The sequence below is a fragment of the Burkholderia semiarida genome, assembly GCF_029268935.1.
Classification (GTDB): domain Bacteria; phylum Pseudomonadota; class Gammaproteobacteria; order Burkholderiales; family Burkholderiaceae; genus Burkholderia; species Burkholderia semiarida.
The window spans coordinates 842,117-866,784 of sequence record NZ_JAHLCL010000005.1; the positions used below are offsets into that span (position 1 = coordinate 842,117).

Genomic DNA, 24,668 nt, shown 5'->3' on the forward strand with positions numbered 1-24,668 from the left:
GCGCGCGGCGTCATGTCGCCAGTTGCACGCCGATCGCCTCGGACTTGCGCACGAGATCCGCAAGCGACGATGCATTCATCTTGCGCATCACCGATGCGCGATGCTGCTTGATAGTGATCAGGCTCAATCCGAGATGCGACGCGATCTGCTTGTTCAGCGCGCCGCTGACGACGTACGCAAGCACTTCGCGCTCGCGGCGCGTGAGCAGCTCGAACGACTGCCGCAACTCGTCGTGCGTGTCGTTGCGGACTCGCCGTGCCGCATCCAGCGACAGTGCGAGGTTCACGGCGTCGATCAACTCGTGGTCGGTGAACGGCTTCACGAGAAAATCGACCGCACCGCCCTTCAGCGCCTTGCGACACACTTCGACGTCCGCGAACCCGGTTATGACGACGATCGGGATCGATGGCCGGTCCGACGCCTGCTGAAACATCAGCCCGCTCTCCCCGCGCAGCCGCACATCGAGCAACAGGCAGCTCGCGACATTCTCCCTGTGCGTCGCGCGCAGCTCGGCGGTACTCGCGAAGGTCACGACGCGCAGGCCCAGCGATCGCAACAACGTATCGAGCGATGCGCGTATGGCCGGATCGTCGTCGACGACGTATACAACAGCCGTCGAATCGTCTTTCATCGCTGCATCTGACATATCCTGCGCCCCAACCGTCCGTTCAGTTTCATCATCGCGAACCACGTGTCGCCCGATACGGTGCCGACGACGAGCGCCGACCCGGCCACCCGCTAGGCCGGTCGCGCCCCGCACAGCGCTTCGCTGATCCGCGCCACTTCGGCGGTTGCGACGTACGCGTCATGCGGCGCATCGGCACGGCGTGCCTACCCATGCCGGGCACGCTTCGCGCGTGCGGCAACGCAATCGGCGACCGGGCGCGTCCGTGCGGCACACACGGCCGGTTCCAGCCTGGCGACATGACGCGGGCTACCGAGGACGGTTCACAAAACCGTGGGCGGACGAGCGTGCGGTCCGCTGTTGACGAGTCGTCGGTTCGGCTTGCCCGAGCAGGTACCGCCCGAAGAACATTCTATTGACGATGGGCGCGCGTGGAGGGACGCAGTTCCCTCCTTTCGTGCCATGATGTTGCAGCGCGGGATCCGGTATCGGCCAGCCGCGCTCAGTCGGTGTCCGTGTGTTCCGGCTTGCGCTGCCGCCGCAAGGCCTGCGGCGGATGGCCGAACGCGCGCACGAACGACCGCCTCATCCGCTCGGTATCCGCATAACCGGTTTCCCGTGCGATCGTGTCGATGGTCCACGACGAACTCGTCACGAAATCCCGGGCCGTTTCGAGCCGAATGCGCTCGACTGCCTTTGCAGGCGTCAGGCCGGTTTCGTCCTTGAAGCGGCGCGTAAACTGCCGCTTGCTCATCCTCGCCACGTCGGCCAGCTTGTCGACCGTCAGTTCGGTGCCGAGATTCGCCCGGATGTGCGTGATGACGTCGTGGATCCGATTGCTGCGTGCCGGATGGTCGATCAGCACGGACGATTGCGGCTGCGACCCCGAGCGCCTCCAGCGCTCGAGCACCAGGTCTTTCGCAACCTGCAACGCGGCGTCCGGGCCGAGATCCTCTTCGAGCATCGCGAGCGCCATGTCCATGGCCGTGCTCATTCCGGCCGAACTCCACAGCGCGCCGTCGCGCACGAAGATGCAATCGCTCTCCACCGATACCGCAGGGTAGCGATCCCTGAACCGGTCGAGAAACGCCCAATGCGTCGTTGCACGGCGCCCGTCCAGCAGGCCCGCCTCGGCCAGCAGAAACGCACCGAGGCAAATCGACGCCATGCGTTCGACCTTGCCGGACAGATCGACCAGCAGTTCGCGCATGCGGTCCGTGAGCGGCGGCGTCGACAGCGAAGCGCCGACGAATACCGTGTGCAGCTCCGACAGCCGCGCTGGTCGAGTCGATGCGCACATCCCGAACGACGCCTCCACGGGGCCGCCATCCTCCGAGATCACGCTCACTTCATAGAGCGAGCGGCCGGCGCGGAGATTGGCGATGTCGAACACGGACAACGCGAGCAGGCTCATCACCTGAAACTGAGGGACGACGACAAGCCCAATGCGACGCATACTGACCTCACGCGAATCGACCCCGCCGGCGCATACCGGCGGGGCCACAACAAACAGAAAATCGGGCATGCTGCGGGGATCGCGGCATGCCAACCGGCACTCCGGCGATGCTACAAGATTTTCGGGACAGAAAAGAATGGCCATGCAGCGCACATGGCCGAGCGTTCGGCCCGTCCCGTCGCACGACGACTGCCAGCAGGCGCGAGCCGGCCGTGCACACTGCGCCCATGTTGAAGAAGCGGCGCGCGCGGTGCGGTCGAGATCGGGACAGTCGGGCAGCACGAGGTTCGGCAACTTGCCGCCGAGTTCGAGCCACACGCGCTTCAGGTTTGACTGCGCGGCGCACGCCATGATCTGCTGCCCGGTGCGTGTCGATCCCGTGAACGCGATGCAGTCGACGTCGCGATGCAGCCCAGCGCCCGACCCGGCTCCGCGCCGTTCGGCACGACGTTGAACACGCCGGCCGGAATGCCGGCCGCGAACGCGAGCCGCGCAACGCGCGGCGCGGTCAGCGGCGATTTCTCCGACGGCTCGAGCACCACGCTGTTGCCGGCCGCGAGCGCCACGCGAGATGCACGTGTGCGCGTCGTTCGTCCAGGGCACGACGTCGGCCGCGATCGCGCAGTCGATGGGGCGCAAGACGTCCACCGTCGATACGTACGCGAAGCGCGCGTTCGCCAAGCTCGGCGTCAATTCGCGCCGGCAACTGATGACGCTCGTCCTGAGAAACGCGTCGCGGCGCCACGACACGTAGGCCCCGCGCGAGACGCCAACCCGTTGCGCACGCATCCATCGCCGCGCGCCTCATAACGATCCGACAATTTATTGGTTCCCTCGACGATGCGCGGTCCGTATCGTTCACCGATTCGTCAGACCAATTGACCAACGGGGGAATCCAATCATGAAACAGATCCGGTCATTCGCGCTGCTCGCACTGCCGGCCGCGCTCGCCACCGCCGGCGCCCACGCACAAAGCAGCGTCACGCTGTACGGCATCGCCGACGCGGGCATCGCGTACGTCCACAACGCGCAGAACGCGAACGGCAGCAACGCGTCGAGCCTCGTGAAGTTCAGCAGCGGCAACCTGTCGGGCAGCCGCTGGGGGCTGCGCGGCATCGAGGATCTCGGCAGCGGCCTGTCCGCGCTGTTCCAGCTCGAGAACGGCTTCAACATCGGCACCGGCGCGCTCGGCCAGGGCCAGCGCGAATTCGGCCGCAAGGCCGTCGTCGGCCTCGCAAGCAGCACGTTCGGCACCGTGACGCTCGGCCGCCAGTACGATCCGGTCGTCGATCTCGTGCAGGGCCTCACGCAGGACAACTACTTCGGCGGCGTGTTCGCGACGCCGGGCGATCTCGACAACTACGACAACAGCCTGCGCGTCAGCAACTCGGTGAAATACACGAGCCCGCTGATCTCCGGCTTCCAGTTCGCGGCGCTGTACGGTTTCGGCGGCGTCGCGGGCGCGACCGGCAGCGGCCGCACGTACAGCTTCGGCGCGAGCTATGCGAACGGGCCGCTGTCGCTCGGCGCCGGCTACTTCTACGCGAACGGCGGCACGACGGTCGCGAACGGCGTCCGCACGTGGTCGAGCAGCTCGGACACGCTGTTCAACACCGTGATCAGCCAGGGCTTCTCGAGCGCGAAGTCGATCCAGATCGTGCGCGTGGCCGGCCAGTACGTGGCCGGGCCGGCGACCTTCGGCCTCGCGTATTCGAACACGCAATACGGCGCGGACACGCTGTCGGCGTTCAGCCAGAACGCGAAGTTCAACAACGGCTCGGCGTTCTTCAACTGGCAGTTCTCGCCGGCGCTGCGCGCGGGCGTCGGCTACAACTACACGTCGCTGACGGGCCCGGCTTCCGCGCACTACAACCAGGTCAACCTCGGCGCGGACTATGCACTGTCGAAGCGCACCGATCTGTATGCGCTGTTCGGCTATCAGAAGGCGAGCGGCAACACGCTCAACGCGAGCGGGGCGACCGTGAAAGCAGCCGCGTCGGTCGGCTCGTACGGCGTGAACTCGGGCACCGATACGCAGGAACTCGCGATCGTCGGCATTCGCCACAAGTTCTGATCGTCCCGTCGCACGACGATCGTTACGGCAGGCGCGCACCGCGGTGCGCGCCTGCCGCGTTTACACTGGCCATCTTCACGTTCGTCACGACTTCGAGCGGCGGCAGCGCCTCGAAAAATTGTCTCCGCCGACGCCCACCTTCGAAATTTTCGTCAGACGGAGAATACTGTGGCAATCGTACGGCCTCGGTTCATGGGACCGAAGCACGTTTCCGGCACTGAAGGCTCTGGACAGTCGCCGCACGCCCTCCAGGGTCGAACAGGCGTCGCAACACCGGTCCAATCATCGGTCTAATGTCGCCGCATGCCGCCGAACCCGTGACCCGCACCCACCGGGAACGCGCCATGGCGGAACCCCGCGCCCATCGGCACGCCGAAGCGGCGATGTCCGATCGGATTGAAATGATCGACGTGATCGAAATGGTGAAAACGCCGGAAGCGATCGACGAAGATGAAGCTCACACCCGCGCCGATGAACAGCGGCGGCCCCCAGTACCACGGATCGGCATACGGATAGGCTGCCACCGGGTACCAAAGCACGCTGCCGTCGGCGTCTTGCACGATCTGCCAGGTCCCGTCGTCTTGCAGACACGCGCGCCCCACGATCTGCTGCTCCGTGCCGTCGATGTTCGCCTGCGCGACGACCGCACGGCAGTTCGTGCCGTTCTCCGCTGGATCGTCGGTCATTTGCGCGAAGACGGACGCGGCAAAGCCGAGACAGACGATACCTGTCACGGATCGAAACGAGTTGCACATGATCGGCTCCTGCGTCGTTGCCCCCGACCCATTGATCCCGAGCGTCGCCAACGACGCCCGCGCACCGTTTTGCTTGCGCACGATTCGTCGCGCGGCGATCGCCTCTCGCCGCTGCTTCGCTTCGTACAGGGGTCTCCTGACGGCTAAACGACACAGCGCGGCAGGTTATTCCAGGGGTCGGGATACGGATGTCCGTCGCAGACATCCTTGGCAATCGATGCCGGGATCACCGCGTAGCGTGACGTCGGGCGACATGGTAGACAGCCGCTGCCGTGATCCCGAATACCAGATGAGCGATCAGCGTGATCGCGCCGCGAACCGGGATGAACCACGGAAAGATCGCCGTGAACCCGTACAGGTTCACGCCATACAGGAGGAACCCGAACGCGCCGCCCGCGAACAGCGCGGCCACGAGCGGCAAACTGCGGATCAGCCGTGCCAGCACGGCCGCATAGACGAGCGAAAGCGCCGCATGCACGAGCGTCGCCACGCCCATGACCAGCGGATCGAAGCCGCCGGACGCGCCGAGCACGCGTGGCCCCATCACGATCGCGGCGGTGAGGCGCGCGTCGCGAAACAGATTGTGGACGGCGTCATCGCCGGTCATCGCCCAGAGCAGCAACTCGATGACGGTCGATCCGACCGCCGCGCCGAACGCTGCCCAGAGAACCGGCACCACGCGCGCTTGTTTCAATGCTCGTCCTTATGGCGGGGAAATCGATGCATCGAGCGAAGCCGCCGTGCAAACCGGTCCGCTACGCCCCTTCGCAGTCCGACCAGTACGCAAACGGATCGCGATGTTTCGGATAGTGCTCATCGAGCCATTTCAGCAGCGTCGCCCGCGCATTGTCCATGTCGGCCTTCAACGACGACGTCGTCAGTTCGTGCAATTCGACGGATTTTTCCCGATCGATCACGAAGCAGTTCCAGTCGGGGCCGTCGAGATCCGGATCGTCGGACGCCTTCGACGACTTGCTCCAGCCGAAACGCTTGCGCGCATCGATGTAGTAGCGCGGATGCACCTTCAAATACGACATTTCGCCGCCCTGCAGGCTGCTCTCGGCGCGCAGCACGTCGCGCTCGTCGACGATCTGCGTGACTTCCGGAAGCCGGCGCGAACGCCATCCGGCAGGCAGCGTCGCCACCGCGCGAACGCTGTCGTACGTGCCCCACTCGAGGCCCCACGCTTCGGCCATGCGCTTCATGAACGCGTCGGCGCTCGGATAACCGCGCAACTGGATGCGGGTCGACAACGTGACTTCGACGCCGCGACCGCCGGATGCGCTCGACACCTCGTCGTCCGTTGCGAACGGATTGCCCGGACGCGGCGATTCGCGCTTCGCGTCCGTGGGCGCCAGGCCGGAAAAAAGTTGATCCAGCGCCGCACGCGCTTTCGACGATTTGTCTGGTCTATTCATCGGTTCCCTTTTGTGCAAATTTGAACCCGTATTGCAATAATTGGTGATCGCCCTGCCATCGGGCAAAGGCTCGATTCCGCTTCACTGTTCCGCTTCACCGCGGCGATCTCGCCGTTTTCCGCGGCTGCATTGTAACGATTCGGCGGCTGCGGCCGCGACCGAACCCCGCCGCATTCCATTCGTCCCGAAACGGTCGCCGACATAAAGCGGCATGACCACGCGAGTTTCCATGGCAAGCCAGCCGTCCGTGCCGTATACACTCGCCCCTTTCGTGGCGTCGGAAGTCCGACGGTACGCTCGACGACATCGACACAGGGCTTCATCCGAAAACCGGCTTCCCTGCCGGCCGTGATCGCACGCGTTGGTGGCCGCGAAACGAGGCAATGCTGGAGAAACCATGATCCGATTTTTCACGCGCTGGTTTGGCAACAAGACAAGCGACCGGAACGACACACCGGACGCGCCCGAGCCGGTTTCCGATGCCGATATCCTGCGCGATCACTTCTCGCCATCGCCAGACGCGTTGGTGGCGCTTGCGAAGCTGGTCGAGCTCATCGTAAAGCCGCTCGACACCGCGACCCGTCACCGTCTCGTCGCCTACGTCCTCGATGCCGAACCCGGAGAAGACACGTCGTCGATACTCGACTGGGTACTGACACGCGACATGAGCGCCCCGGAAACGCTCGACCCTTCCAACTGGTGCCTGTGCATTTCGGTCGACTGGCGCGCATCCGACCAAATCGAATGGCAGGCAAACCAGATGCTCGATACGCTGGGCATCGCCGAGCGCTGGACCTGGGACGGCGAAGGCGACGTACCGGCCGGGCTGCTCGTGCTGGGCGCCTGGCTGGCCGATAAAGGGTACGCGTTGCTTCATCTCGACACCGGACACGACGCCTATACGGCGTTCGCCGTCAGCCAAGACGACCTCGCCGAAGCACTCGCGCTTGCCCATGCCGCGGGTGCGGAAATCTCGATGTACGACGACCTTCGGCCGTGAAAGGCATGCGTCCCGCTCGCCATTCTACGCAATCCGCCGCCCCCTACCCCAGCGCCCTGACCATCCGCTCCATCAACGCAAGGACTTCCGGCCGATTCTCGCCCTTCGCATGCACGAAGTGATAGCTGAGCAGCGAATCGACTTCGTGGCGGCTCACGCGCACGAGTGCGCTGCGCTTCAGATACGCATCCGCAAGCGGTGTTCGCGCAAGCGCCACGCCCAGCCCCGCTTCGGCCGCCGCCAGCACGAGGTTGTAATCCTCGAACCGGCGATCCTGCGCACGCGGCTTGAACGGAATGCCGAGCGCATCGAACCACGTGCGCCAGCCGGTCACGTCGGAATCGTGCAGCAACGGCATGTCGAGCAGCGCGGCATCGCCCGTTGCGCGGCGCATCCTGGCCAGTTGCGCGGCAAGCCGCGGATGGGCGACCGGATACAGCCGTTCCGGCATGAACGGCCGGGTTTCAAGCTGACGCCAGTTGCCGCGCCCGTACCGGATCGACAGATCGGCTTCGCCGCCGGCGATATCCACGTTGCGCAGCTCGATGCCGAGCTCGATGCGCAACGCGGGCGCTTCACGCTCGAGCGCAGGCTGCCGCTCCAGCAGCCACAGCTGCGCGAACGCGGGCACCACGCTCATCCGGACCAGCCGCGGCGTGCGCGGCGAGCGCCACTGATCGGCCGCGCCGTCGATGATCGCGAACGCCTGCTCGATCCGGCCGACGAAGCGCTGCCCGTCCGGCGTCAGGCGCACGCCGCGCGCATGCCGCTCGAACAGCGCCATCCCGAGCCAGTTTTCCACGGCGGCCACCCGCCGGCTGATCGCGCCGTGCGTGACGCCGGAGACGTCGGCGGCCGCGAGAAACGAACCCTCGCGCGCGACCGTGCAGACCGTCTCCAGGCTCGCGAGCGGCGGCCGCGGGCCCGGCATCGGGGTGGCGGCCACCGGGCGCGCATGCGCCGGACCGTCTGCCCGCCGCGCCGCCGAGCTGTGAGCCATATTCATATCCGGGTGTTGATCTGTGCGCTAGCTTAGCATCTCGCCATGCCGCACCATTACCGCATGAATACGCTTTCGTCACCGACGTCGCGCGGCGCGCGACAACCGCTCGTCGCGGCAGCGGCCGTCGCGTTCACGATCGTCTCGTGGGCGTCCGCCTTCCCGTTCATCCGGATCGGCCTGCACGGCCTCGCACCGCTGCAGCTCGCGGCCGCGCGCTTCGCGACCGCTGCGTTGCTCGTGATCGCGTGGCTCGCGTGGCGACGGCCGCCGCTGCCGACGAAAGGCGATGCGTGGCGCTTTCTCGCGTGCGGCCTGCTCGGCATCGCACTCTACAACGCGCTGCTCAATACCGGCGAGCAAACCGTGTCGGCCGGCGCGGCGAGTTTCATCGTGAACACGCTGCCGATCTTCACCGCGTTGCTGGCCGCCGTGTTTCTGCGCGAGCGCTTCGATCGCTGGGGCTGGCTCGGCTCGCTGATCAGCCTGGCCGGCATCGCGGTGATCGCGCAAGGGCAGCCGGGCGGCCTCGTCCTCGGCTCGGGAAGCACGCTGATTCTCGGCGCGGCGCTGTGTTCGGCCAGCTATTTCGTGTTGCAGCGGCGGCTGATTCCCGTGTACGGCGCGCTGCCGTGCACCGCATACACGCTGCTGGCGGGCGCGGCGCTGCTCGCGCCGTGGCTGCCCGGCGCGCTCGTGTCGCTCGGCGGCGGGTCGCGCGATACGGCGCTGGCCGTCGTGGTGCTCGGCGTCTTTCCCGCCGCGCTCGGTTACGCGACATGGACCTTCGCGCTCGGCTACTTCGGCGCCGCGCGCGCGGCCAGCTTTCTCTACCTGACGCCGGCGGTTGCGACACTGCTGTCGATGGCGCTGACGGGCGAGCGGCCCGGCATCGCGACGGCGTGCGGCGGCCTGCTGGCGATTGCAGGCGTGACCGTCGTCGCATGGCGCGGACGGTCGTAGGTCGAGATGGCGGCGATTGCGTGGCCAACGCGACGATCCGAAAGCCGAAGCGGGCCGGTCGGGAAAAGCCCCGGTTTCTGCCGAACTGGACGAATGGCGCGGTCAATGCAATCGGCACCCATTCGTTGATGCTGGCGAACCAGACCGTTAGTTGCATAACGACGGCTGTCGCTGCCGATGAAGCATGACCATGAAACCGGATACGCGATTCGCAATTGACCAAACTGTGCAGACAAATCGACCAAACAGTTCCCGATTGACCGCACGTCAGTGTCCATGGCTTCGCCGCGACGACCGGCCGAATAATGGATACGGCCGTAAGGCCGACGACAGCGAATCGCAATCCGCAGGCCGGCGCGGCGCCCGATTTCCGGTATCCGTAACCTTCGACATTCGCGCGCCGGCGAGCGCCGCAACAGCCCGCCACACGGGGCACGGCGGCACGCGGAAGCGGGTTCCGATATATTCATACGAATTGCATCGCGTCAGGCGCCGGTCCGCCCGCTCGCCCGGGCGGCAGGTCACCCGGCCGGACGCCATGCAAGCGCGCCCGTGACGGGTAGTGAAAATCGTCCGATCGCGCCGGCCGCGGCCGGCCGGTCGAGACGTCAATAGAAAGACATTCAATTCGGAGATGACAGATGGAACGAAGCACTGTCGGCATGCGCTGCAAACCCCTGATCACCGTTGCATTGGCTGCCGCCGCGTTCGCGGCCGCCTCGGGCGCGATGGCCGATCAAGTGGTGAAGATCGGCAGCGTCGAACCGACGACGGGTGGCATCTCGCACCTCGGCAAGGACAACGAGAACGGTGCGCGCCTCGCGGTCGAGGAAATCAACGCGAAGGGCCTGACGATCGGCGGCAAGAAGATCACGCTGCAGCTCGACGCGCAGGATGACGCGGCCGACCCGCGCCAGGCGACGCAGGTGGCGCAGAAGCTCGTCGACGACAAGGTCGTCGCCGTCATCGGCCACCTGAACTCGGGCACGTCGATCCCGGCGTCGAAGATCTACAGCGACGCGGGCATCGTGCAGATCTCGCCGTCGGCCACGAACCCGAGCTACACGCAGCAAGGCTTCAAGACGACCTACCGCGTGGTCGCGACCGATGCGCAGCAGGGCCCGGCGCTCGCGAGCTATGCACAGTCGAAGGGCGTGAAGAGCGTCGCGGTGATCGACGATTCGACCGCGTACGGCCAGGGCCTCGCGAACGAGTTCGAGAAGAAGGCGAAGGCGCTCGGCCTGAAGGTGCTGTCGCACGACGCGACCAACGACAAGGCGGTGGACTTCCGCGCGATCCTGACCAAGATCAAGGGCGAGAACCCCGACGCGATCATGTACGGCGGCATGGACGCCACCGGCGGCCCGCTCGCGAAGCAGGCGAAGCAGCTCGGCCTGCGCGCGAAGATCCTGTCCGGCGACGGCGTGTGCACCGACTCGCTCGCGCAGCTGGCCGGCCCGGCGGCCGACAACGTGCTGTGCTCGCAGGCAGGCGCTGCGCTCGAGAAGATGCCGGGCGGCGCGGACTTCCTCGCGAAGTACCAGAAACGCTTCAACCAGGGCATCAAGTTCGACGCACCGTTCGCGTATGACGCGGTCTACATCGCGGTCGACGCGATGAAGCGCGCGAACTCGACCGATCCGGCGAAGATCCTCGCGGCGATGCCGGCGACGAAGTACGACGGCGTGATCGGCACGACGACGTTCGACTCGAAGGGCGACCTGACGCACGGGATCATCTCGATCTACGGCTACAAGAGCGGCAAGAAGACCTTCCTCGACCAGGTGAAGATGTAACCCCACGCGGCGCCGGCACGACGGGAACGCCACCCGTCGACGCCGGCGCCGCGCGGGCCGAATGCCGATTCACGGAGACGAAGCATCATGTGCGCAATGGCGTATGCGGAATTCCAGCAGGAGTTGAAGAAGGCACAGTTGACGGCGCGCGAGTTCGCCCGCCTGATCCGGATGAACGAAAGTTCGATCACCAACTATTCGAGCAAGGGCACCGTCCCTTCCCACCTCGCGGTCATCGCGAAACTGATCGGCACGCTGGCCGCGCACGAGATCGACTTCCGGCGCGTGATCCGGCAAATGCGGATCGAGCCGAAACGGCCGCGCGGCGTCGGCGTGCTTCCCGCGGCGGAAAAACCGCGGGCGCGGAAAGCGGCGAAAGCCGACGCCTGACCCGCGCCGGCGGCAGTCGACAGCGGCACGGGGTTGCCGCTCGACGCGCGATCGACGCCGCCTAGGCGGCGCGCGCCCCGCACCGCCCTGTTGTCACCCCACGGCCCGCACATGGTCGAGCAGCGCCTGCAACGGATGGCGCACCTGCTTCGACGATAGGCGTTTCACCTGGCTGCGGCACGAATACCCGGTCGCCAGCGCCTCGCCTTCCTGCTCCGGCCCGTCAACGTGCGCGGCCCAAGACTGCGCATAGATCGTCTTCGACGTCGCGAGATTGCGCGCCTCGTGCCCGTACGTGCCCGACATCCCGCAACACCCGGCCGCCTGAACCTGCAAGCGCAGCCCGCGACGCGCGAACACCTGCACCCATTGCTTGCCGCTGTCCGGCGCATTGGTCTTCTCGGTGCAGTGCGGCAGCAGCCGATATGAAACCGTCGCCCCGCCCGCACCGGCTTCCGGCAGCACATCGAGCAGCCATTCCTGCGGCAGCGCGACCTTCGGCACGTCGGTGAGCCCCGTCACCTTCCGGTACTCCTGCCGATACGTCAGCGTCATCGCCGGATCGAGGCCGACCAGCGCGACGCCCGAGCGCGCGAGCGCGGCCAGTTGCGTCGCGTTGCGCACCGCCGCCTTTTCGAATGCGTGAAGAAACCCCTGCACGTGCAGCGCCTTGCCGTTCGGCGCGAGCGGCGCGAGCCACGCCTGGAAGCCCAGGCGCGCCGCCAGCTCGATCAGCGTCGCCAGTTGCTCGGTATCGAAGTAGCGCGTGAACGTGTCTTGCACGATGACGACGCTGCGCGCGCGCTGCGCATCGCTCAGCGCGGCGAGCGCATGCGGATCGGCCGGCTTCACGCGCCATGCGCGGATCACGGCCGCGAGATCGAAACGGCTCAGCAGCGGGCTGTCGACCATGCCGATCCGACGCTCGAGCAGCGTCCGCACCCAGCCGGCGCCCATCAGCCAGTTGTACAGCGCCGGCACGCGCGCCATCCACGGCATCGTGAATTCGAGCGAGCCGATCAGGTAGTCGCGCAGCGGCCGCAGGTACCGCTGGTGATACAGCTCGAGAAAGCGCGAGCGAAACTCGGGCACGTTCACCTTGACCGGACACTGTCCCGCGCACGACTTGCACGCGAGGCAACCGGCCATCGCGTCGTACACCTCGTGCGAGAAATCCGCGTCGCCATCGCGGGCGTTGCGGCCGTTGCGCCAGCGCGCGGCCAGACCGCGCAGGAACGGCTGCCGCGTGCGCGCCGCCGCGACGACGTCGACGCCCGCCTGCCCTTGCAGGCGCAACCATTCGCGCATCAGCGACGCGCGCCCCTTCGGCGACTGCACGCGTTCGCGCGTCGCCTTCCACGACGGGCACATCGCGTCGTCCGGATCGAAGTTGTAGCACGCGCCATTGCCGTTGCAATGCATCGCGGTGCCGTAGCTTTGCCACACGCGCTCGTCGATCTGCCGGTCGTGGTCGCCGCGCGTCGGCACCTCGTCGATCTTCAGCAGCCGCAGCGCGGAGTCCGGCGGCGTCGCGATCTTGCCCGGGTTGAACTGGTTGTGCGGATCGAACGCGGCCTTCAGTTGCTGCAGCGACGGATACAGCTCCCCGAAAAACGCCGGCGCATATTCGGAGCGCACGCCCTTGCCGTGCTCGCCCCATAAAAGGCCACCATGGCGCCGCGTGAGCTCGGCCACCGCGTCCGACACAGGCCGCACCAGCGCCGCCTGCTTCGGGTCCTTCATGTCGAGCGCCGGGCGCACGTGCAGCACGCCCGCATCGACGTGGCCGAACATCCCGTACTGCAGCCCGTGGCCGTCCAGCAGCGCGCGGAACTCGGCGATGTACGCGGCGAGGTTCTCGGGCGGCACCGCGGTGTCCTCGACGAACGGCTGCGGACGCGCCTCGCCCTGCACGTTGCCGAGCAGGCCGACCGCGCGCTTGCGCATCGCATACACGCGCTTCACCGCGTCGTCGCCGACCGCCAGCGTGTGGCCGAGCCGCGCCACGCTCGTATCGGTGCGCAGATGCTCGACGAACGCACGCACGCGCGCATCGACGTCGTGTTCACCGTCGCCGCTGAATTCGATCAGGTTGATGCCGAGCGTCGGACGCGCGTCGTCCTGCGGGAAATACTCGGCCACGCTGCTCCACACGAAGTCCTTCATCGCGAGCATCAGCACTTTCGAATCGACCGTCTCGATCGACAGCGGCCGGTGTTCGAGCAGCGCGCGCGCGTCGCGCAACGCGTCCATGAAGCCCGCATAACGCACGTTGACCAGCACCGAAAACTTCGGGATCGGCAGCACGTTGAGCTTCGCCTCGACGACGAAGCCGAGCGAGCCTTCCGCGCCGCACAGCACGCTGTTCAGGTTGAAGCGGCCGTCCGCCTCGCGCAGGTGCGCGAGGTCGTAGCCGGTCAGGCAGCGGTTGAGTTTCGGAAATTTCGCGTCGATGAGCGCGGCCTTGTCGTCGCGGATGCGCCGCGCGGTGCGATACACCTTGCCGACACGGTCCTGCCGCGCGCAGCGGCGCTCCAGTTCTTCATCGTCGAGCGCGTCGCTGTGCAACCGTTCGCCGCCCATCAGCACGAAATCGAGTTCGAGCACGTGGTCGCGCGTCTTGCCGTACGTGCAGCTGCCCTGGCCGCTCGCGTCGGTGTTGATCATCCCGCCGACGGTCGCGCGGTTCGACGTCGACAGTTCCGGCGCGAAGAAGAGGCCGTGCGGCTTCAGCGCCGCATTGAGCTGATCCTTGACGACGCCGGCCTCCACGCGCACCCAGCGTTCTTCCGCGTCGATCTCGAGGATGCGGTTCATGTTCCGCGACAGATCGACGACGATGCCGTCGGTCAGCGACTGCCCGTTGGTGCCGGTGCCGCCGCCGCGCGCGGCCACCGCGACGTCGCGATGCGCGGGCTCGGCCAGCAGCCGGGCCAGCAACTGGACGTCGTCCGCATGCGCAGGGCAGACCACCGCCTGCGGCAGGCGCTGGTAGATCGAGTTGTCGGTGGCCTGCACGGTCCGGTTCGCATGATCAGCGCGGATTTCCCCGGCAAAGCCGGCGGCCTGCAGCGCGGCGAGAAAATCGCGATAAACGGTCGCGGACGGGCTCGCGGGACGGGGCAACGGGACGATCGACATGGGACAAAACGCAATGTGGGTGGAGCCGGCCGGTTTGCGTGCGCCTAAACATGAATTTTTGGCAAGTTTCCGCGCAACTGGGAATTCCAGTATCTTTGGATATCCCGCCGGAAACAAACGAATTCTCACCCGGCAAATCTTGCATAAAACTCATGAATTACCGTCGCCTCACCCCGTCGATGTCGCTGCTGCTCGCATTCGAGGCCGCCGCGCGGCATGAAAGCTACACGCGCGCAGCCGACGAGCTGTCGCTGAGCCAGAGCGCGATCAGCCGGCAGGTGCAGACGCTCGAGGATCAGCTCGGCGTGCCGCTGTTCCGGCGCGAGGGCCGCTCGGTCAAGCTGACCGAAGTCGGCCGCCGCTATTTCGCCGAGCTGAGCGGCGCGCTCGGGCGCATTCGCGGCGCGACGCTGCAGGCGATGTCGCATCAGGCCGGCGCCGGCTCGCTGCGGCTGGCCACCCTGCCGACGTTCGGCTCGAAATGGCTGCTGCCGCACCTGCACGGCTTCTACGCCGCGCATCCGGGTGTGACCTTGCACCTTCATTCACGAATCGGCGCGATCGATTTTCTCAACGACGACCTCGACGCGGCGATCACCGTCGGCGCGGACGACTGGCCGGGCCTGCACGCGCACCGGCTGTACAACGAGTTCCTGATCGCGATCGCGCCGCCCGATACGGGGCGCGGCCGCAAGACCGACACGCGCACGCCGGCCTGGGCCGCGAAGCAGACGCTGCTGGGCGTGACGAGCAATCAGCAGGCCTGGGCAGAGTGGTTCTCGCACTATCGACTCGACCATCGCCAGATGCGCGTCGGCCCGAGCTTCGAGCTGACGTCGCACCTGATCCAGGCCGTGCGTGCCGGAATGGGGATCGGGCTGGTGCCGAAGGTGCTCGTGGACGACGAATTGAGCCGCGGCGAACTCGACTCGATCGGCGACGCCATTACCAGCCAGCGCAGCTATTACCTCGTCTACCCGCCGGGCAACGAAACGCTGCCGTCGCTCGTCGCCTTCCGCGAATGGCTGCTGGCGTCGTGCTGACACACGGCGCGTAGCGGCCCTCAGACGCGCCATTCGCCGAGAATCTGCTCGGCGAGGTAGTCGCACGGGGGGCGCGCGGACTGCGCGCTGCGCGCGAGCACGACTTCCATTTCGCCGAGCGGCGGCAACCCGTGGCTTTCCGACAGTTGCACGAGATGATCGGGAATACAGCAGCGCGCGAGCGGCGCGACCGCGAGCCCGGCCTCCACCATGCTCAGCAGCCCGAGGTGGCTCGGGCTTTCGTACGACATCCGGTATGGGATCTTCCGTCGATTCAGCGCCCTCACCGCGTGATCGCGCGCCATGCTGCCGCCGTGCGGGAAAAACGCCACCGGCAGCGGCCGCTCTTCCCACACGTTGCGCTTCGGCGAGCCGACCCAGACGAGCGGCTCCATCCGGATCAGCTCGCCCGTCACGCCCTTGATCCGCGTGAGGCACGCGAGATCGACCGTGTTGTCCCTCAGCATCGGCACGAGCGCGCTGCTCGGCTGGCCGATCACGCGCACCTCCACGCGCGGATGCATCGCGGCGAACTTGCCGAGCACCTGCGGCAGCAGCGACGAGATGTAATCGTCGGGCACGCCGATCGTCACGCGGCCGCGAATCTCCGGACGCACGACCGACGCCCACGCCTCGTCGCGCATCGCGAGCATCCGCCGGCCGTAGTCGGCGAGCATCCTGCCGTCGTCGGTCGCCGTGACGTTGCGCGTGTCGCGGATGAACAGCGGCTTGCCGAGCGCGTCCTCCAGCGTCCTGATCTGCATGCTCACCGCCGACGGCGACCGATGCACGGCCTGCGCGCCCTGCGCGAACGATCCGGAATCCGCGACGGCCACCACCATCGCGAGCACATCGAGGTCGAGCTTTTTCATGTCGATTCAGAAAAACTGATCAATCGATTCAGTTTATCCCGTTTTACTGTTCGCCTCCATCGCCGGAGAATGACCTGCGTCGGCACTCACTCGATGCAGGAAGCGGAAAACATGCACACGTCCGGATCGCTCTACGGGTTCCTCGTCATCGGCGGCATGCTCGCGGTCACGCCGGGGCCGAACATGGTCTACGTGATGTCGCGCTCGATCGCGCAAGGGCGCGCGGCCGGCCTCGTTTCGCTCGCCGGCGTGATGATCGGCTACCTGTTCTACATGTTCGCCGCGGCGTTCGGCATCACGACGCTGTTCATGAGCGTGCCCTATGCGGGCAGCGTGCTGGGCGCGGTCGGGGCGGCCTATCTGCTGTATCTCGCATGGCAGGCGGTGCGGCCGGGCGGCCGCTCGCCGTTCGAGGTGAAGACGCTGCCGAACGAGCAGCCGTTGCGGCTGCTCGCGATGGGCGCGACGACCAGCGTGCTGAACCCGAAGCTCGCGATGCTGTTCGTGTCGCTGCTGCCGCAGTTCATCGACTACGGGCGAGGCAGCGTGTTCGGCCAGTCGCTGTTTCTCGGCTCGCTGCTGATTGCCGCGTTCGCGTCGGCCAACGGGCTGGTGGCGATCTGCTCGAGCAGCCTCGCGAGGTTCCTGCACGGCCGTCCCGCGCTGCTGCTCGCGCAGCGCTGGGCCATGGGCGCGGTGCTCGGCGGCCTCGGCGCGGAGATGGTGATCGAGGCATCGAAGATGGCGGGCATCACGTAAGCGTCGTGCCGCCGCGCGGGCCCGCACGATCGCGGGCCGCGCGCAGGCGACCGGTCGGCGTCACGCGGCCACGGCCTGCCGCTGCGCCTCCAGCTCGCGCACGAGCGGCAGCACGCGCTTGCCGAAGTACTCGACTTCCTCGATGAAATGCAGGAACCCGGCCAGCACGAGATCGACGCCGATCGCCTTCAGCGCGACGATCCGCTCGGCAATCTGCCGCGGCGTGCCGATCAGGTTCGTGCGAAAGCCGTCGTTGTACTGCACGAGATCCTCGAACGTCGATTTCGCCCAGTTGCCCTCGCCCTCGGGCGACGCCTTGCCGGCCTGCTTCACCGCATCGCCGAACGCGTGCACGGCCTCGACGTGCGCATGCCGGATGATGTCGTCGAGCACGGCCTTCGCTTCTTCCTCGGTGTCGCGCGCGATCACGAACGCATTGACGCCGATCCGCACGCGATGGTTGTTCGCGGCCGCCTTCGCGCGGATGTCGTCGATCTGCGCCTTCAGGTTCTCCGGCGTATTGCCGTTCGTGAAATACCAGTCCGACACGCTCGCCGCGTTGTCGCGCGCCGCGCGCGAGCTGCCGCCCTGGAAGATTTCCGGATGCGGCTTCTGCACCGGCTTCGGGCTCAGCGTGTAGTCGTTGAAGCGGTAGAAGTCGCCCTTGAACGTGAAATTGTCCTGCGTCCAGATGCCCTTGAGCGCCTGGATGAATTCCTTCGAGCGCCGATAGCGTTCGTCGTGCTCGAGCCACGGCTCGCCGATCGCGGTGAATTCGCCCTTGAACCAGCCGCTCACGACGTTGATCGCGATGCGCCCGTTCGAGATGTGGTCGATCGTCGCGAGCTGCTTCGCGACCACGGCCGGATGCCACGGCCCCGGCAGGATCGCGGCGAGCACCTTGAGCTTCGTCGTCGCATGCAGCAGCGCCTGGCTGAACGACACCGACTCGTGCTGATATTCGGCGCCGTAGCCGGCCGTGAAGCGGATCTGGCTCAGCGCGTAGTCGAAGCCGGCTGCCTCGGCCGTGCGCGCGAGCTTCTGGTTGTATTCGAGGCTCCAGTCGGTGCGCTGCTCGATCGTGCTCACGACGAGGCCGCCGCTGACGTTCGGCACCCAGTACGCGAATTTGACGCCGTCGGCGGAAGGGTCGGGAAGGCTCATGAAGGTGTCCTGGTCGAAGGGGAAACGAAAAAGCGGCTTACGCGGCCGCGGCGGAAAGCACATGCGCGCGCAGTTGCGGCACCGCGCGATTCACCGCGAGCGCGATGCGCTCGCGCAACGCCGGGCTGGCGATCTGGTACGCGTTGAAATCGCTTTCGGACGCATACACGCCGATCGGCAGCGTGCGTGCCTGGAAGAAGCTGAACAACGGGCGCAGCTGATGGTCGATCACGAGCGCATGCCGCTCGCTGCCGCCGGTGGCCGCGAGCAGCACGGGCACGTCGACGAGCGCGTCGTGGCGCACGAGGTCGAACAGGTGCTTGAAAAGGCCCGTGTACGACGCGCGGTACACCGGGCTCGCGACGACGAGCGCATCGGCGGTCTCGATCGCGCGGATCAGCTCATCGAGATCGGCCGGCACCTGCGCGCGCGTCAGCGCGCCGGCCAGCCGGCTGCCGATCTCGCCGAGTTCGATCAGCCGTGTATCGATCGGCAGCGCGGCGCCGAGCGCCGTGACGATCGCGTCGGTCAGCGCCAGCGTGCGCGACGGCCGCTGCAGGCTGCCCGATATCGCGACGACGTTGAGGGTGTGGCTCATGCCATGCGTTCCCGTGGTGGAGCCGCGTGCAGTGCGGCGATACCGGTTCGGGTCAGCAAGGAGCGTGCCATCGGTGTGGGTGCATGGCGTAAAGGTCGTCTGTATCACGAAGTTTTTTACCATCGCCCGCCGGAACTGGCGCTCGGCCAAATGCGCGACGGTGGCAAGCGTTCCGGTTCGTGCATCACATCGATATTCCGCAACGCGATGAATCCGGTGCAGCGGGCCTGCTGATGCGCTGCTGATCGGGCAGCAGCGCATCACATGTGGTAGCGCCTGATTCGACGTCATAGCGTCACGGCCCCGCCGCTCTTCCGCGCCATTGCAGGTTCCGCAGCAATCGCGCTTTGGTTATCAGAAATCGATGCTTTTCGCGCGCGGCGAAACGTTCAACACTCTGCTGATCACGCAGCAGCCGCCCCGCATCGCCTGGCCATCCAACGGTTCATCGCCATGACTTCCATTTCCCCATCGCCGCGCCCGCTCAATCTTCGTGTCGTCACCGCGCCCCGCGACCTCGCCGAGCTTCAGGCCGAGGCGCCCGTGCTCACGCGGCCCGAACGTCACGCGCAGCCCTGTGCGCAAGCGCAGGTGTTCGCCGATCCGCGTTCGCTCGCGCTGCTCGAACAGGTTCGCCGCGTCGCGCCGAGCGACGCGAACGTGCTGATCGTCGGCGAGACGGGCACCGGCAAGGAACTGATCGCGCGCCGCGTGCACGATCTCGGCGCCCGTCGCGACGGGCCGTTCGTCGCGGTGAACTGCGGCGCATTCTCCGAAACGCTCGTCGACAGCGAACTGTTCGGCCACGAGAAAGGCGCGTTTACGGGTGCGATCAACGCGAAGCCCGGCTGGTTCGAAGCCGCGCACGGCGGTACGCTGTTTCTCGACGAAATCGGCGACCTGCCGCTCGCGATGCAGGTCAAGCTGCTGCGCGTGCTGCAGGAACGCGAGGTCGTGCGGCTCGGTTCGCGCACGGGGATTCCGGTCGACGTGCGCGTGGTCGCGGCGACCAACGTCGACTTGCAGCAGGCCATCGCGGCCGGACATTTTCGCGGCGACCTGTTCTACCGGCTCAACGTCGTGCTGCTCGCGGTCCCGCCGCTGCGCGAGCGCCCGGGCGACATCCTGCCGCTCGCGCGGCACTTCTTCGACATGTACCGCGACCGGCTCGGCAGCGGCCCGCGCCGCATCGATCCACGCGCCGAGCGTCGGCTCGAGGCGCACGGCTGGCCGGGCAATATCCGCGAACTGGAGAACGTGATCCATCACGCGCTGCTCGTGAGCCGCCACGACGCGCTGCAGGACACCGACCTGCACATCGCGCCGCCATGCCGGCCGACCGTTGCCGCGCCAGCAGCCGATTCGCCCGCCGACGCACAGGCGGCGCTCGAACACGCGCTGCGCGACCTGTTCGACGAAGGGCACGGCAATCTTTTCGAGCACATCGAGGACACGGTCATGCGCGTCGCGTTCGAATTCAGCCATCGCAACCAGATCCGCGCCGCGCAGTTGCTCGGCATCAGCCGCAACGTGCTGCGTGCGCGGCTGATTCGCGCGAAGGCGATCGCCGCGCTGAAATAGCGGCATACGGCGCGCGCCGCCGTTCCGCCCCGGCGCGATCACGTCGCGATCCGTGTCGCGACGTCCGAACCTGATGTATCGTGGCGCCAGGCGTACGCTTCGTTGCCCGCCCCGCATCCGGTCGTCGGTTATGCGATCGCCTGCGACCGGCAACCGCTCACGCACGATCCTCCGCAACACGAAAGCCGTCCGGCGCCCGTGCGCGTCCGGCCGAGCCCCGTTCACCCGTCCGGAACCCGTCGCCATGAAAAAGCTAGTAAACCGCCCGTCCGACGTCGTGCGAGAGATGCTGGAAGGCATCGCGCGGCAATCGCCGCATCTCGCGATCCTCGGCGACGAGCACGTGCTCGTCCGCCAGCCGCTGCCCGAGCCGTCGCAGCGGCCGGTCGCGATCCTGTCCGGCGGCGGCAGCGGCCACGAGCCCGCGCACGGCGGCTATGTCGGCGAAGGGATGCTGAGCGCGGCCGTGTGCGGCGAAGTGTTCACGTCGCCGTCGACCGACGCCGTGCTCGCCGCGATTCGCGCGAGCGCCGGCCCGAACGGCGCGCTGCTGATCGTGAAGAACTACACCGGCGACCGGCTCAATTTCGGGCTCGCCGCCGAGCTCGCACGCGCGGAAGGCATTCCGGTCGAAACCGTGATCGTCGCCGACGACGTCGCGCTGCGCGGCCGCGTCGAGCGCGGCCAGCGGCGCGGGATCGCCGGCACCGTGCTGATCCACAAGCTCGCGGGCGCCGCCGCCGCGCGCGGGCTGCCGCTTGCCCGCGTCGCGGGTATCGCGCGCGACGCGGCAGCCGAGCTCGGCACGATGGGCGTCGCGCTCGACGGCTGCACGATCCCGGGCGCCGACAAATCGGGCTTCAGCCTCGCCGATCACGAGATCGAGCTGGGCCTCGGCATCCACGGCGAGAAAGGCGTCGAGCGCCGCGCGCCGCTGCCGGCCGACGCGCTGGCCGACACGCTGCTGTCGAGCATCGTCGCCGATCTCGTGCTCGAGCGCGACGAGCGCGTCGCGCTGTTCGTCAACGGCCTCGGCGCGACGCCGGACATGGAACTCGCGATCGTGCTGCGCGCCGCGTTCGACAACCTGAGCCGGCGCGGCATCGTCGTCGCGCGCGCATGGGCAGGCACGTTCCTGTCCGCGCTGAACATGCCGGGCTGCTCGATCTCGGTGCTGCGGCTGAACGACGAGCGCGCGGCGCTGCTCGATGCGCCGACGCAGGCGCGCGCATGGCCGGGCGGCGGCATCGTGAACACACGGATTCGCGTGGCCGCGGCCGCGTCGCAGGACGCGCCGCTGCCGCCGCTCGACGCAGCCGGCCGCGCGTGGGCCGCGCGCCTGCAACCGGCGCTGCACGCGGTGGCGCAAACATTGATCGACCACGAGCAGACGTTGACGGATCTCGATGCGGCAGCCGGCGACGGCGATCTCGGCGCGAGCATGCGGCGCGCCGCGCAGGCGATCCTCGAACTACCCGACACCGCGTACGGCACGCCGTCCGGTGCGCTCGCGGCGCTCGGCGCCGCGTTGCGTCGCGCGATCGCCGGCAGCTCCGGTCCGTTCTATGCGACCGCGCTGCTGCGCGCGTCGCGCCGGCTGGCCGATATCGCCGAGCCGTCGCCGCGCGACTGGGCCGCGGCATTGCGCGCGGCGGTGGATTCGATCAGCGAACTCGGCGGCGCGCAGGCCGGCGACCGGACGATGCTCGATGCGCTGGTGCCGGCCGTCGACGCATTCGGCCGCGCGCTCGATGGCGATCGCGATCCCGCGAGCGCATGGGCGGCGGCCGTCGACGCGGCCGAGCGAGGCGCGCGGGAAACGGCACGCATGACGCCGCGCGCGGGACGGGCCAGCTATCTCGGCGAACGCGCGATCGGTACGCCGGATGGCGGCGCGGTGGCCGTCGCGTACTGGCTGCGCGCGCTGCTGCCGCACGTGCGGTAACGGGCGCGCGCGGCCGCGCTCAGACGCCCTCGACCAGCACCGCGCGATAGCGCGCGCCCTTGAACCGGTGCTGGACGACCTTCTGGTATTCGGGGCCGTGATACCACGCGTGCGCGGCCTCCTTCGACGGGAACTCGACGATCACGACGCCTTCCGGGCCTTCACCCTCGAGGGTTTCCTGCGGCCCATAAGCGGCGAGCACCTTCACCGGATGGCCGGCGAGGGTCGCACCGACCTGGCTCGAGTAGAGGTCGAGCTCATGCTGGTCCTGCGTGCTTTCCCGTGTAAAGACGATGTAGGTCGCCACGATATGCGCTCCTGATGAAGGGTGAAAAAAGGGACGCCACGCGCCGCACACTCCGACGAATCCCGCATGGCTGCGCGCAGCTTACCGCCATTCGCCGGCCGGCGCCGCGGCGAGCCGGCCCCGGCCTCCGCCGGCCCCCCGCCACGGCGCGGGAAAACCCCGATCTCCACATCGTCCTATGACATCGGGCATCGCTAATTGGCGGGATTACTTTGATCCTCGTCGGCGCCCGCCCGGGCGCATGCTGATAGCGAGGACCCTCATGCGATACGTGCCATCGTGGACTTCCGTTTCCGCCGCGTCGTCGATTCCCGACGATACAACCACCCAGCGCGGCGACGAGCCGCACAGCCTGCCGCGGGTCGCGATCACGGCCGCCGCCCTCGGCAACGCGACCGAATGGTTCGATTACGGTATTTACGCGTACGGCCTCGCGTACATTTCCGCCGCGCTCTTTCCCGGCAACACGGCCAGCGCGACGCTGTTCGCGCTCGGCACGTTCGCGATCTCGTTCCTGATCCGCCCGCTCGGCGGCCTGTTCTGGGGGCCGCTCGGCGACCGGCTCGGCCGCAAGCGCGTGCTCGCGCTGACGGTCCTGACGATGTCGGGCGCAACCTTGCTCGTCGGCTTGCTGCCGAGCTACGCGACGGCCGGCTGGCTGGCGCCGGCCGCGCTGATCGTGCTGCGCATGGTGCAGGGCTTCTCGACCGGCGGCGAATACGGCGGTGCGGCGACCTTCATCGCCGAATACGCGCCCGATTCGCGGCGCGGCCTGTGCGGCAGCTTCCTCGAATTCGCGACGCTCGCCGGCTTCTCGCTCGGCGCGTTCCTGATGCTCGGCTTCGCGCTGCTGCTCGGCGATTCGGCGATGCATGCGTGGGGTTGGCGCCTGCCGTTCCTCGTCGCGGCGCCGCTCGGCCTGATCGGCTTCTACCTGCGCTCGCGCCTCGAGGAAACGCCGGTGTTCCGCGAACTCGAGGAGCAGGCGCACCGCCGCGAGAAAAGCGTCGCCGTCGCGCTGCCGATCCGGCTGCTGCTGGTGCGCTATGCGAAGCCGCTGCTGCTGCTCGGCGGGCTCGTCGTCGCATTGAACGTCGTCAACTACGTGCTGCTCGCGTACATGCCGACCTACATGCACAAGGAGCTCGGCGTCAGCGAAAACATGTCGCTGCTGATTCCGCTGATCGGCATGCTCGCGATGATGGTGCTGCTGCCGTTCGCCGGCTGGCTGTCGGATCGCGTCGGCCGCAAGACGATGTGGTGGATCTCGCTCGTCGGGCTGTTCGTCGCGGCCGTGCCGATGTTCACGCTGATGACGCACGGCCCGCTCGGCGCGTTCGTCGGCTTCGCGGTGCTCGGCGTGCTCTACGTGCCGCAGCTCGCCACCATTTCCGCGATGTTCCCGGCGATGTTCCCGACCCACGTCCGGTATGCGGGCATGGCGATCGCCTACAACGTGTCGACGTCGCTGTTCGGCGGCACCGCGCCGATCGTCAACGACTGGCTGATCGGCAAGACCGGCAACGCACTGATTCCCGCGTACTACATGATGGCCGCCTGCGCGGTCGGGCTGATCGCGCTGCTGGCGGTGATCGAGACGCGCGGATGTTCGCTGCGCGGCGACACGCTCCCCGGCCAGCCGGGCTGACCCGCGCGCCGGCCGCGCCCGGCTTCCCATAAACGGCAACCATTGCATCGCCCGCCGTCCGGCAACGGACGGCGGGCGACGTGCATTTCGGGCCACCGAAGCCGCGGCCCGATTGTTGTCGTCCGGACAACAC

General features: G+C 67.5%; 23 protein-coding genes and 1 pseudogene. 12 read left to right on the forward strand and 12 right to left on the reverse strand.

Annotated elements, in window-relative coordinates; translation table 11 throughout:
- Positions 1-10: 10 nt before the first annotated feature.
- From KPB06_RS10595 to KPB06_RS10605, 3 genes and pseudogenes are all read right to left on the reverse strand, one after another.
- Positions 11-646 (reverse strand): response regulator transcription factor, encoded by a 636-nt coding sequence (locus KPB06_RS10595; RefSeq protein ID WP_059579432.1) that lies wholly within the window; start codon positions 644-646, stop codon positions 11-13.
- A 481-nt stretch (positions 647-1,127) separates the two neighbouring features.
- Entirely contained in the window at positions 1,128-2,081 is a 954-nt protein-coding gene (locus tag KPB06_RS10600) for a GlxA family transcriptional regulator (protein WP_059579434.1), read from the reverse strand.
- A gap of 172 nt (positions 2,082-2,253) precedes the next feature.
- Positions 2,254-2,644, reverse strand: a pseudogene (locus tag KPB06_RS10605) (aldehyde dehydrogenase family protein); the annotation flags it as partial.
- 14 nt (positions 2,645-2,658) lie between these two features.
- Between KPB06_RS10605 and KPB06_RS10610 the strand changes: the two are divergent.
- Together KPB06_RS10610 and KPB06_RS10615 are read left to right on the forward strand one after the other, a co-directional pair.
- Positions 2,659-2,835 carry a LuxR C-terminal-related transcriptional regulator gene (locus tag KPB06_RS10610; protein ID WP_185723038.1) on the forward strand — a complete coding sequence of 59 codons (177 nt, stop codon included), beginning with the start codon at positions 2,659-2,661 and terminating at the stop codon, positions 2,833-2,835.
- A gap of 147 nt (positions 2,836-2,982) precedes the next feature.
- Positions 2,983-4,155: a porin gene (locus KPB06_RS10615; protein ID WP_275905456.1), complete on the forward strand. Its 1,173-nt coding sequence runs from the start codon at positions 2,983-2,985 to the stop codon at positions 4,153-4,155.
- Between the two features lie 290 nt (positions 4,156-4,445).
- Here the strand turns inward: KPB06_RS10615 and KPB06_RS10620 are convergent, their stop codons facing one another.
- From KPB06_RS10620 to KPB06_RS10630, 3 genes are all read right to left on the reverse strand, one after another.
- The gene (locus KPB06_RS10620) at positions 4,446-4,910 is read right to left on the reverse strand and encodes a hypothetical protein (RefSeq protein ID WP_059579635.1); all 465 of its coding nucleotides are present in this window, start codon (positions 4,908-4,910) and stop codon (positions 4,446-4,448) included.
- A gap of 226 nt (positions 4,911-5,136) precedes the next feature.
- Entirely contained in the window at positions 5,137-5,604 is a 468-nt protein-coding gene (locus KPB06_RS10625) for a sodium:proline symporter (protein ID WP_124658543.1), read from the reverse strand.
- 61 nt (positions 5,605-5,665) lie between these two features.
- On the reverse strand, positions 5,666-6,328 hold the full coding sequence (locus KPB06_RS10630; protein ID WP_059579449.1) for a hypothetical protein: 663 nt from the start codon (positions 6,326-6,328) through the stop codon (positions 5,666-5,668).
- Positions 6,329-6,725: 397 nt separating this feature from the next.
- Between KPB06_RS10630 and KPB06_RS10635 the strand changes: the two genes are divergently transcribed.
- Positions 6,726-7,328: a DUF6630 family protein gene (locus KPB06_RS10635; protein ID WP_124658542.1), complete on the forward strand. Its 603-nt coding sequence runs from the start codon at positions 6,726-6,728 to the stop codon at positions 7,326-7,328.
- A 43-nt stretch (positions 7,329-7,371) separates the two neighbouring features.
- Here KPB06_RS10635 and KPB06_RS10640 read toward each other — a convergent pair whose 3' ends face one another.
- A complete protein-coding gene (locus KPB06_RS10640; RefSeq protein WP_124658541.1) occupies positions 7,372-8,334 on the reverse strand; it encodes a LysR substrate-binding domain-containing protein in 963 nt (320 codons plus the stop codon).
- Between the two features lie 57 nt (positions 8,335-8,391).
- On the opposite strand from KPB06_RS10640, the gene KPB06_RS10645 reads away from it, so the two are divergent.
- From KPB06_RS10645 to KPB06_RS10655, 3 genes are all read left to right on the forward strand, one after another.
- Positions 8,392-9,291 (forward strand): DMT family transporter, encoded by a 900-nt coding sequence (locus KPB06_RS10645; RefSeq protein ID WP_089466026.1) that lies wholly within the window; start codon positions 8,392-8,394, stop codon positions 9,289-9,291.
- Between the two features lie 641 nt (positions 9,292-9,932).
- A complete protein-coding gene (locus KPB06_RS10650; RefSeq protein ID WP_124658540.1) occupies positions 9,933-11,087 on the forward strand; it encodes a branched-chain amino acid ABC transporter substrate-binding protein in 1,155 nt (384 codons plus the stop codon).
- Positions 11,088-11,174: 87 nt separating this feature from the next.
- Positions 11,175-11,477 (forward strand): hypothetical protein, encoded by a 303-nt coding sequence (locus tag KPB06_RS10655; RefSeq protein WP_059579460.1) that lies wholly within the window; start codon positions 11,175-11,177, stop codon positions 11,475-11,477.
- Between the two features lie 93 nt (positions 11,478-11,570).
- Here KPB06_RS10655 and ydiJ read toward each other — a convergent pair whose 3' ends face one another.
- Positions 11,571-14,618 (reverse strand): D-2-hydroxyglutarate dehydrogenase YdiJ, encoded by a 3,048-nt coding sequence (gene ydiJ, locus KPB06_RS10660; RefSeq protein ID WP_275905455.1) that lies wholly within the window; start codon positions 14,616-14,618, stop codon positions 11,571-11,573.
- Positions 14,619-14,770: 152 nt separating this feature from the next.
- Here ydiJ and KPB06_RS10665 point away from each other — a divergent pair, with 152 nt between their 5' ends.
- Positions 14,771-15,661 carry a LysR substrate-binding domain-containing protein gene (locus tag KPB06_RS10665; protein ID WP_275905454.1) on the forward strand — a complete coding sequence of 297 codons (891 nt, stop codon included), beginning with the start codon at positions 14,771-14,773 and terminating at the stop codon, positions 15,659-15,661.
- A gap of 20 nt (positions 15,662-15,681) precedes the next feature.
- Here the strand turns inward: KPB06_RS10665 and KPB06_RS10670 are convergent, their stop codons facing one another.
- A complete protein-coding gene (locus KPB06_RS10670) occupies positions 15,682-16,533 on the reverse strand; it encodes a LysR substrate-binding domain-containing protein (protein WP_059579469.1) in 852 nt (283 codons plus the stop codon).
- Between the two features lie 111 nt (positions 16,534-16,644).
- On the opposite strand from KPB06_RS10670, the gene KPB06_RS10675 reads away from it, so the two are divergent.
- A complete protein-coding gene (locus KPB06_RS10675; protein WP_089466027.1) occupies positions 16,645-17,292 on the forward strand; it encodes a LysE family translocator in 648 nt (215 codons plus the stop codon).
- A gap of 60 nt (positions 17,293-17,352) precedes the next feature.
- On the opposite strand, the gene sfnG is transcribed toward KPB06_RS10675, so the two are convergent.
- Positions 17,353-18,456, reverse strand: coding sequence for a dimethylsulfone monooxygenase SfnG (sfnG, locus tag KPB06_RS10680; protein WP_059579471.1), 1,104 nt, complete (start codon positions 18,454-18,456; stop codon positions 17,353-17,355).
- 37 nt (positions 18,457-18,493) lie between these two features.
- Complete coding sequence (gene msuE, locus KPB06_RS10685; RefSeq protein ID WP_124658537.1) at positions 18,494-19,054, reverse strand: FMN reductase; 561 nt, start codon at positions 19,052-19,054, stop codon at positions 18,494-18,496.
- Between the two features lie 3 nt (positions 19,055-19,057).
- On the opposite strand from msuE, the gene KPB06_RS10690 reads away from it, so the two are divergent.
- The 3 genes from KPB06_RS10690 to dhaL all read left to right on the forward strand — a co-directional run bounded on the left by KPB06_RS10690 (position 19,058) and on the right by dhaL (position 22,580).
- Positions 19,058-19,288 carry a hypothetical protein gene (locus tag KPB06_RS10690; protein ID WP_275905453.1) on the forward strand — a complete coding sequence of 77 codons (231 nt, stop codon included), beginning with the start codon at positions 19,058-19,060 and terminating at the stop codon, positions 19,286-19,288.
- A 219-nt stretch (positions 19,289-19,507) separates the two neighbouring features.
- The gene (locus KPB06_RS10695) at positions 19,508-20,635 is read left to right on the forward strand and encodes a sigma-54 interaction domain-containing protein (protein ID WP_275905452.1); all 1,128 of its coding nucleotides are present in this window, start codon (positions 19,508-19,510) and stop codon (positions 20,633-20,635) included.
- Between the two features lie 244 nt (positions 20,636-20,879).
- Positions 20,880-22,580: a dihydroxyacetone kinase subunit DhaL gene (gene dhaL / locus KPB06_RS10700; RefSeq protein WP_059579476.1), complete on the forward strand. Its 1,701-nt coding sequence runs from the start codon at positions 20,880-20,882 to the stop codon at positions 22,578-22,580.
- Between the two features lie 19 nt (positions 22,581-22,599).
- Here dhaL and KPB06_RS10705 read toward each other — a convergent pair whose 3' ends face one another.
- Positions 22,600-22,887: a DUF1330 domain-containing protein gene (locus KPB06_RS10705; RefSeq protein ID WP_059579480.1), complete on the reverse strand. Its 288-nt coding sequence runs from the start codon at positions 22,885-22,887 to the stop codon at positions 22,600-22,602.
- 262 nt (positions 22,888-23,149) lie between these two features.
- Here KPB06_RS10705 and KPB06_RS10710 point away from each other — a divergent pair, with 262 nt between their 5' ends.
- Complete coding sequence (locus tag KPB06_RS10710) at positions 23,150-24,535, forward strand: MFS transporter (protein WP_059579482.1); 1,386 nt, start codon at positions 23,150-23,152, stop codon at positions 24,533-24,535.
- Positions 24,536-24,668: the final 133 nt, after the last annotated feature.

Excerpts from the sequence above, each read along its gene's own strand:
- dhaL (WP_059579476.1), top strand. The coding sequence starts at position 20,880 with ATGAAAAAGCTAGTAAACCGCCCGTCCGACGTCGTGCGAGAGATGCTG.
- KPB06_RS10635 (WP_124658542.1), top strand. The coding sequence starts at position 6,726 with ATGATCCGATTTTTCACGCGCTGGTTTGGCAACAAGACAAGCGACCGG.
- KPB06_RS10670 (WP_059579469.1), bottom strand. The coding sequence starts at position 16,533 with ATGAAAAAGCTCGACCTCGATGTGCTCGCGATGGTGGTGGCCGTCGCG.
- KPB06_RS10640 (WP_124658541.1), bottom strand. The coding sequence starts at position 8,334 with ATGAATATGGCTCACAGCTCGGCGGCGCGGCGGGCAGACGGTCCGGCG.
- ydiJ (WP_275905455.1), bottom strand. The coding sequence starts at position 14,618 with ATGTCGATCGTCCCGTTGCCCCGTCCCGCGAGCCCGTCCGCGACCGTT.
- KPB06_RS10710 (WP_059579482.1), top strand. The coding sequence starts at position 23,150 with ATGCGATACGTGCCATCGTGGACTTCCGTTTCCGCCGCGTCGTCGATT.
- KPB06_RS10615 (WP_275905456.1), top strand. The coding sequence starts at position 2,983 with ATGAAACAGATCCGGTCATTCGCGCTGCTCGCACTGCCGGCCGCGCTC.
- KPB06_RS10665 (WP_275905454.1), top strand. The coding sequence starts at position 14,771 with ATGAATTACCGTCGCCTCACCCCGTCGATGTCGCTGCTGCTCGCATTC.
- KPB06_RS10655 (WP_059579460.1), top strand. The coding sequence starts at position 11,175 with ATGTGCGCAATGGCGTATGCGGAATTCCAGCAGGAGTTGAAGAAGGCA.
- KPB06_RS10630 (WP_059579449.1), bottom strand. The coding sequence starts at position 6,328 with ATGAATAGACCAGACAAATCGTCGAAAGCGCGTGCGGCGCTGGATCAA.
- KPB06_RS10690 (WP_275905453.1), top strand. The coding sequence starts at position 19,058 with ATGCGTTCCCGTGGTGGAGCCGCGTGCAGTGCGGCGATACCGGTTCGG.
- msuE (WP_124658537.1), bottom strand. The coding sequence starts at position 19,054 with ATGAGCCACACCCTCAACGTCGTCGCGATATCGGGCAGCCTGCAGCGG.
- sfnG (WP_059579471.1), bottom strand. The coding sequence starts at position 18,456 with ATGAGCCTTCCCGACCCTTCCGCCGACGGCGTCAAATTCGCGTACTGG.
- KPB06_RS10600 (WP_059579434.1), bottom strand. The coding sequence starts at position 2,081 with ATGCGTCGCATTGGGCTTGTCGTCGTCCCTCAGTTTCAGGTGATGAGC.
- KPB06_RS10695 (WP_275905452.1), top strand. The coding sequence starts at position 19,508 with ATGACTTCCATTTCCCCATCGCCGCGCCCGCTCAATCTTCGTGTCGTC.
- KPB06_RS10595 (WP_059579432.1), bottom strand. The coding sequence starts at position 646 with ATGTCAGATGCAGCGATGAAAGACGATTCGACGGCTGTTGTATACGTC.
- KPB06_RS10620 (WP_059579635.1), bottom strand. The coding sequence starts at position 4,910 with ATGTGCAACTCGTTTCGATCCGTGACAGGTATCGTCTGTCTCGGCTTT.
- KPB06_RS10650 (WP_124658540.1), top strand. The coding sequence starts at position 9,933 with ATGGAACGAAGCACTGTCGGCATGCGCTGCAAACCCCTGATCACCGTT.
- KPB06_RS10675 (WP_089466027.1), top strand. The coding sequence starts at position 16,645 with ATGCACACGTCCGGATCGCTCTACGGGTTCCTCGTCATCGGCGGCATG.
- KPB06_RS10645 (WP_089466026.1), top strand. The coding sequence starts at position 8,392 with ATGAATACGCTTTCGTCACCGACGTCGCGCGGCGCGCGACAACCGCTC.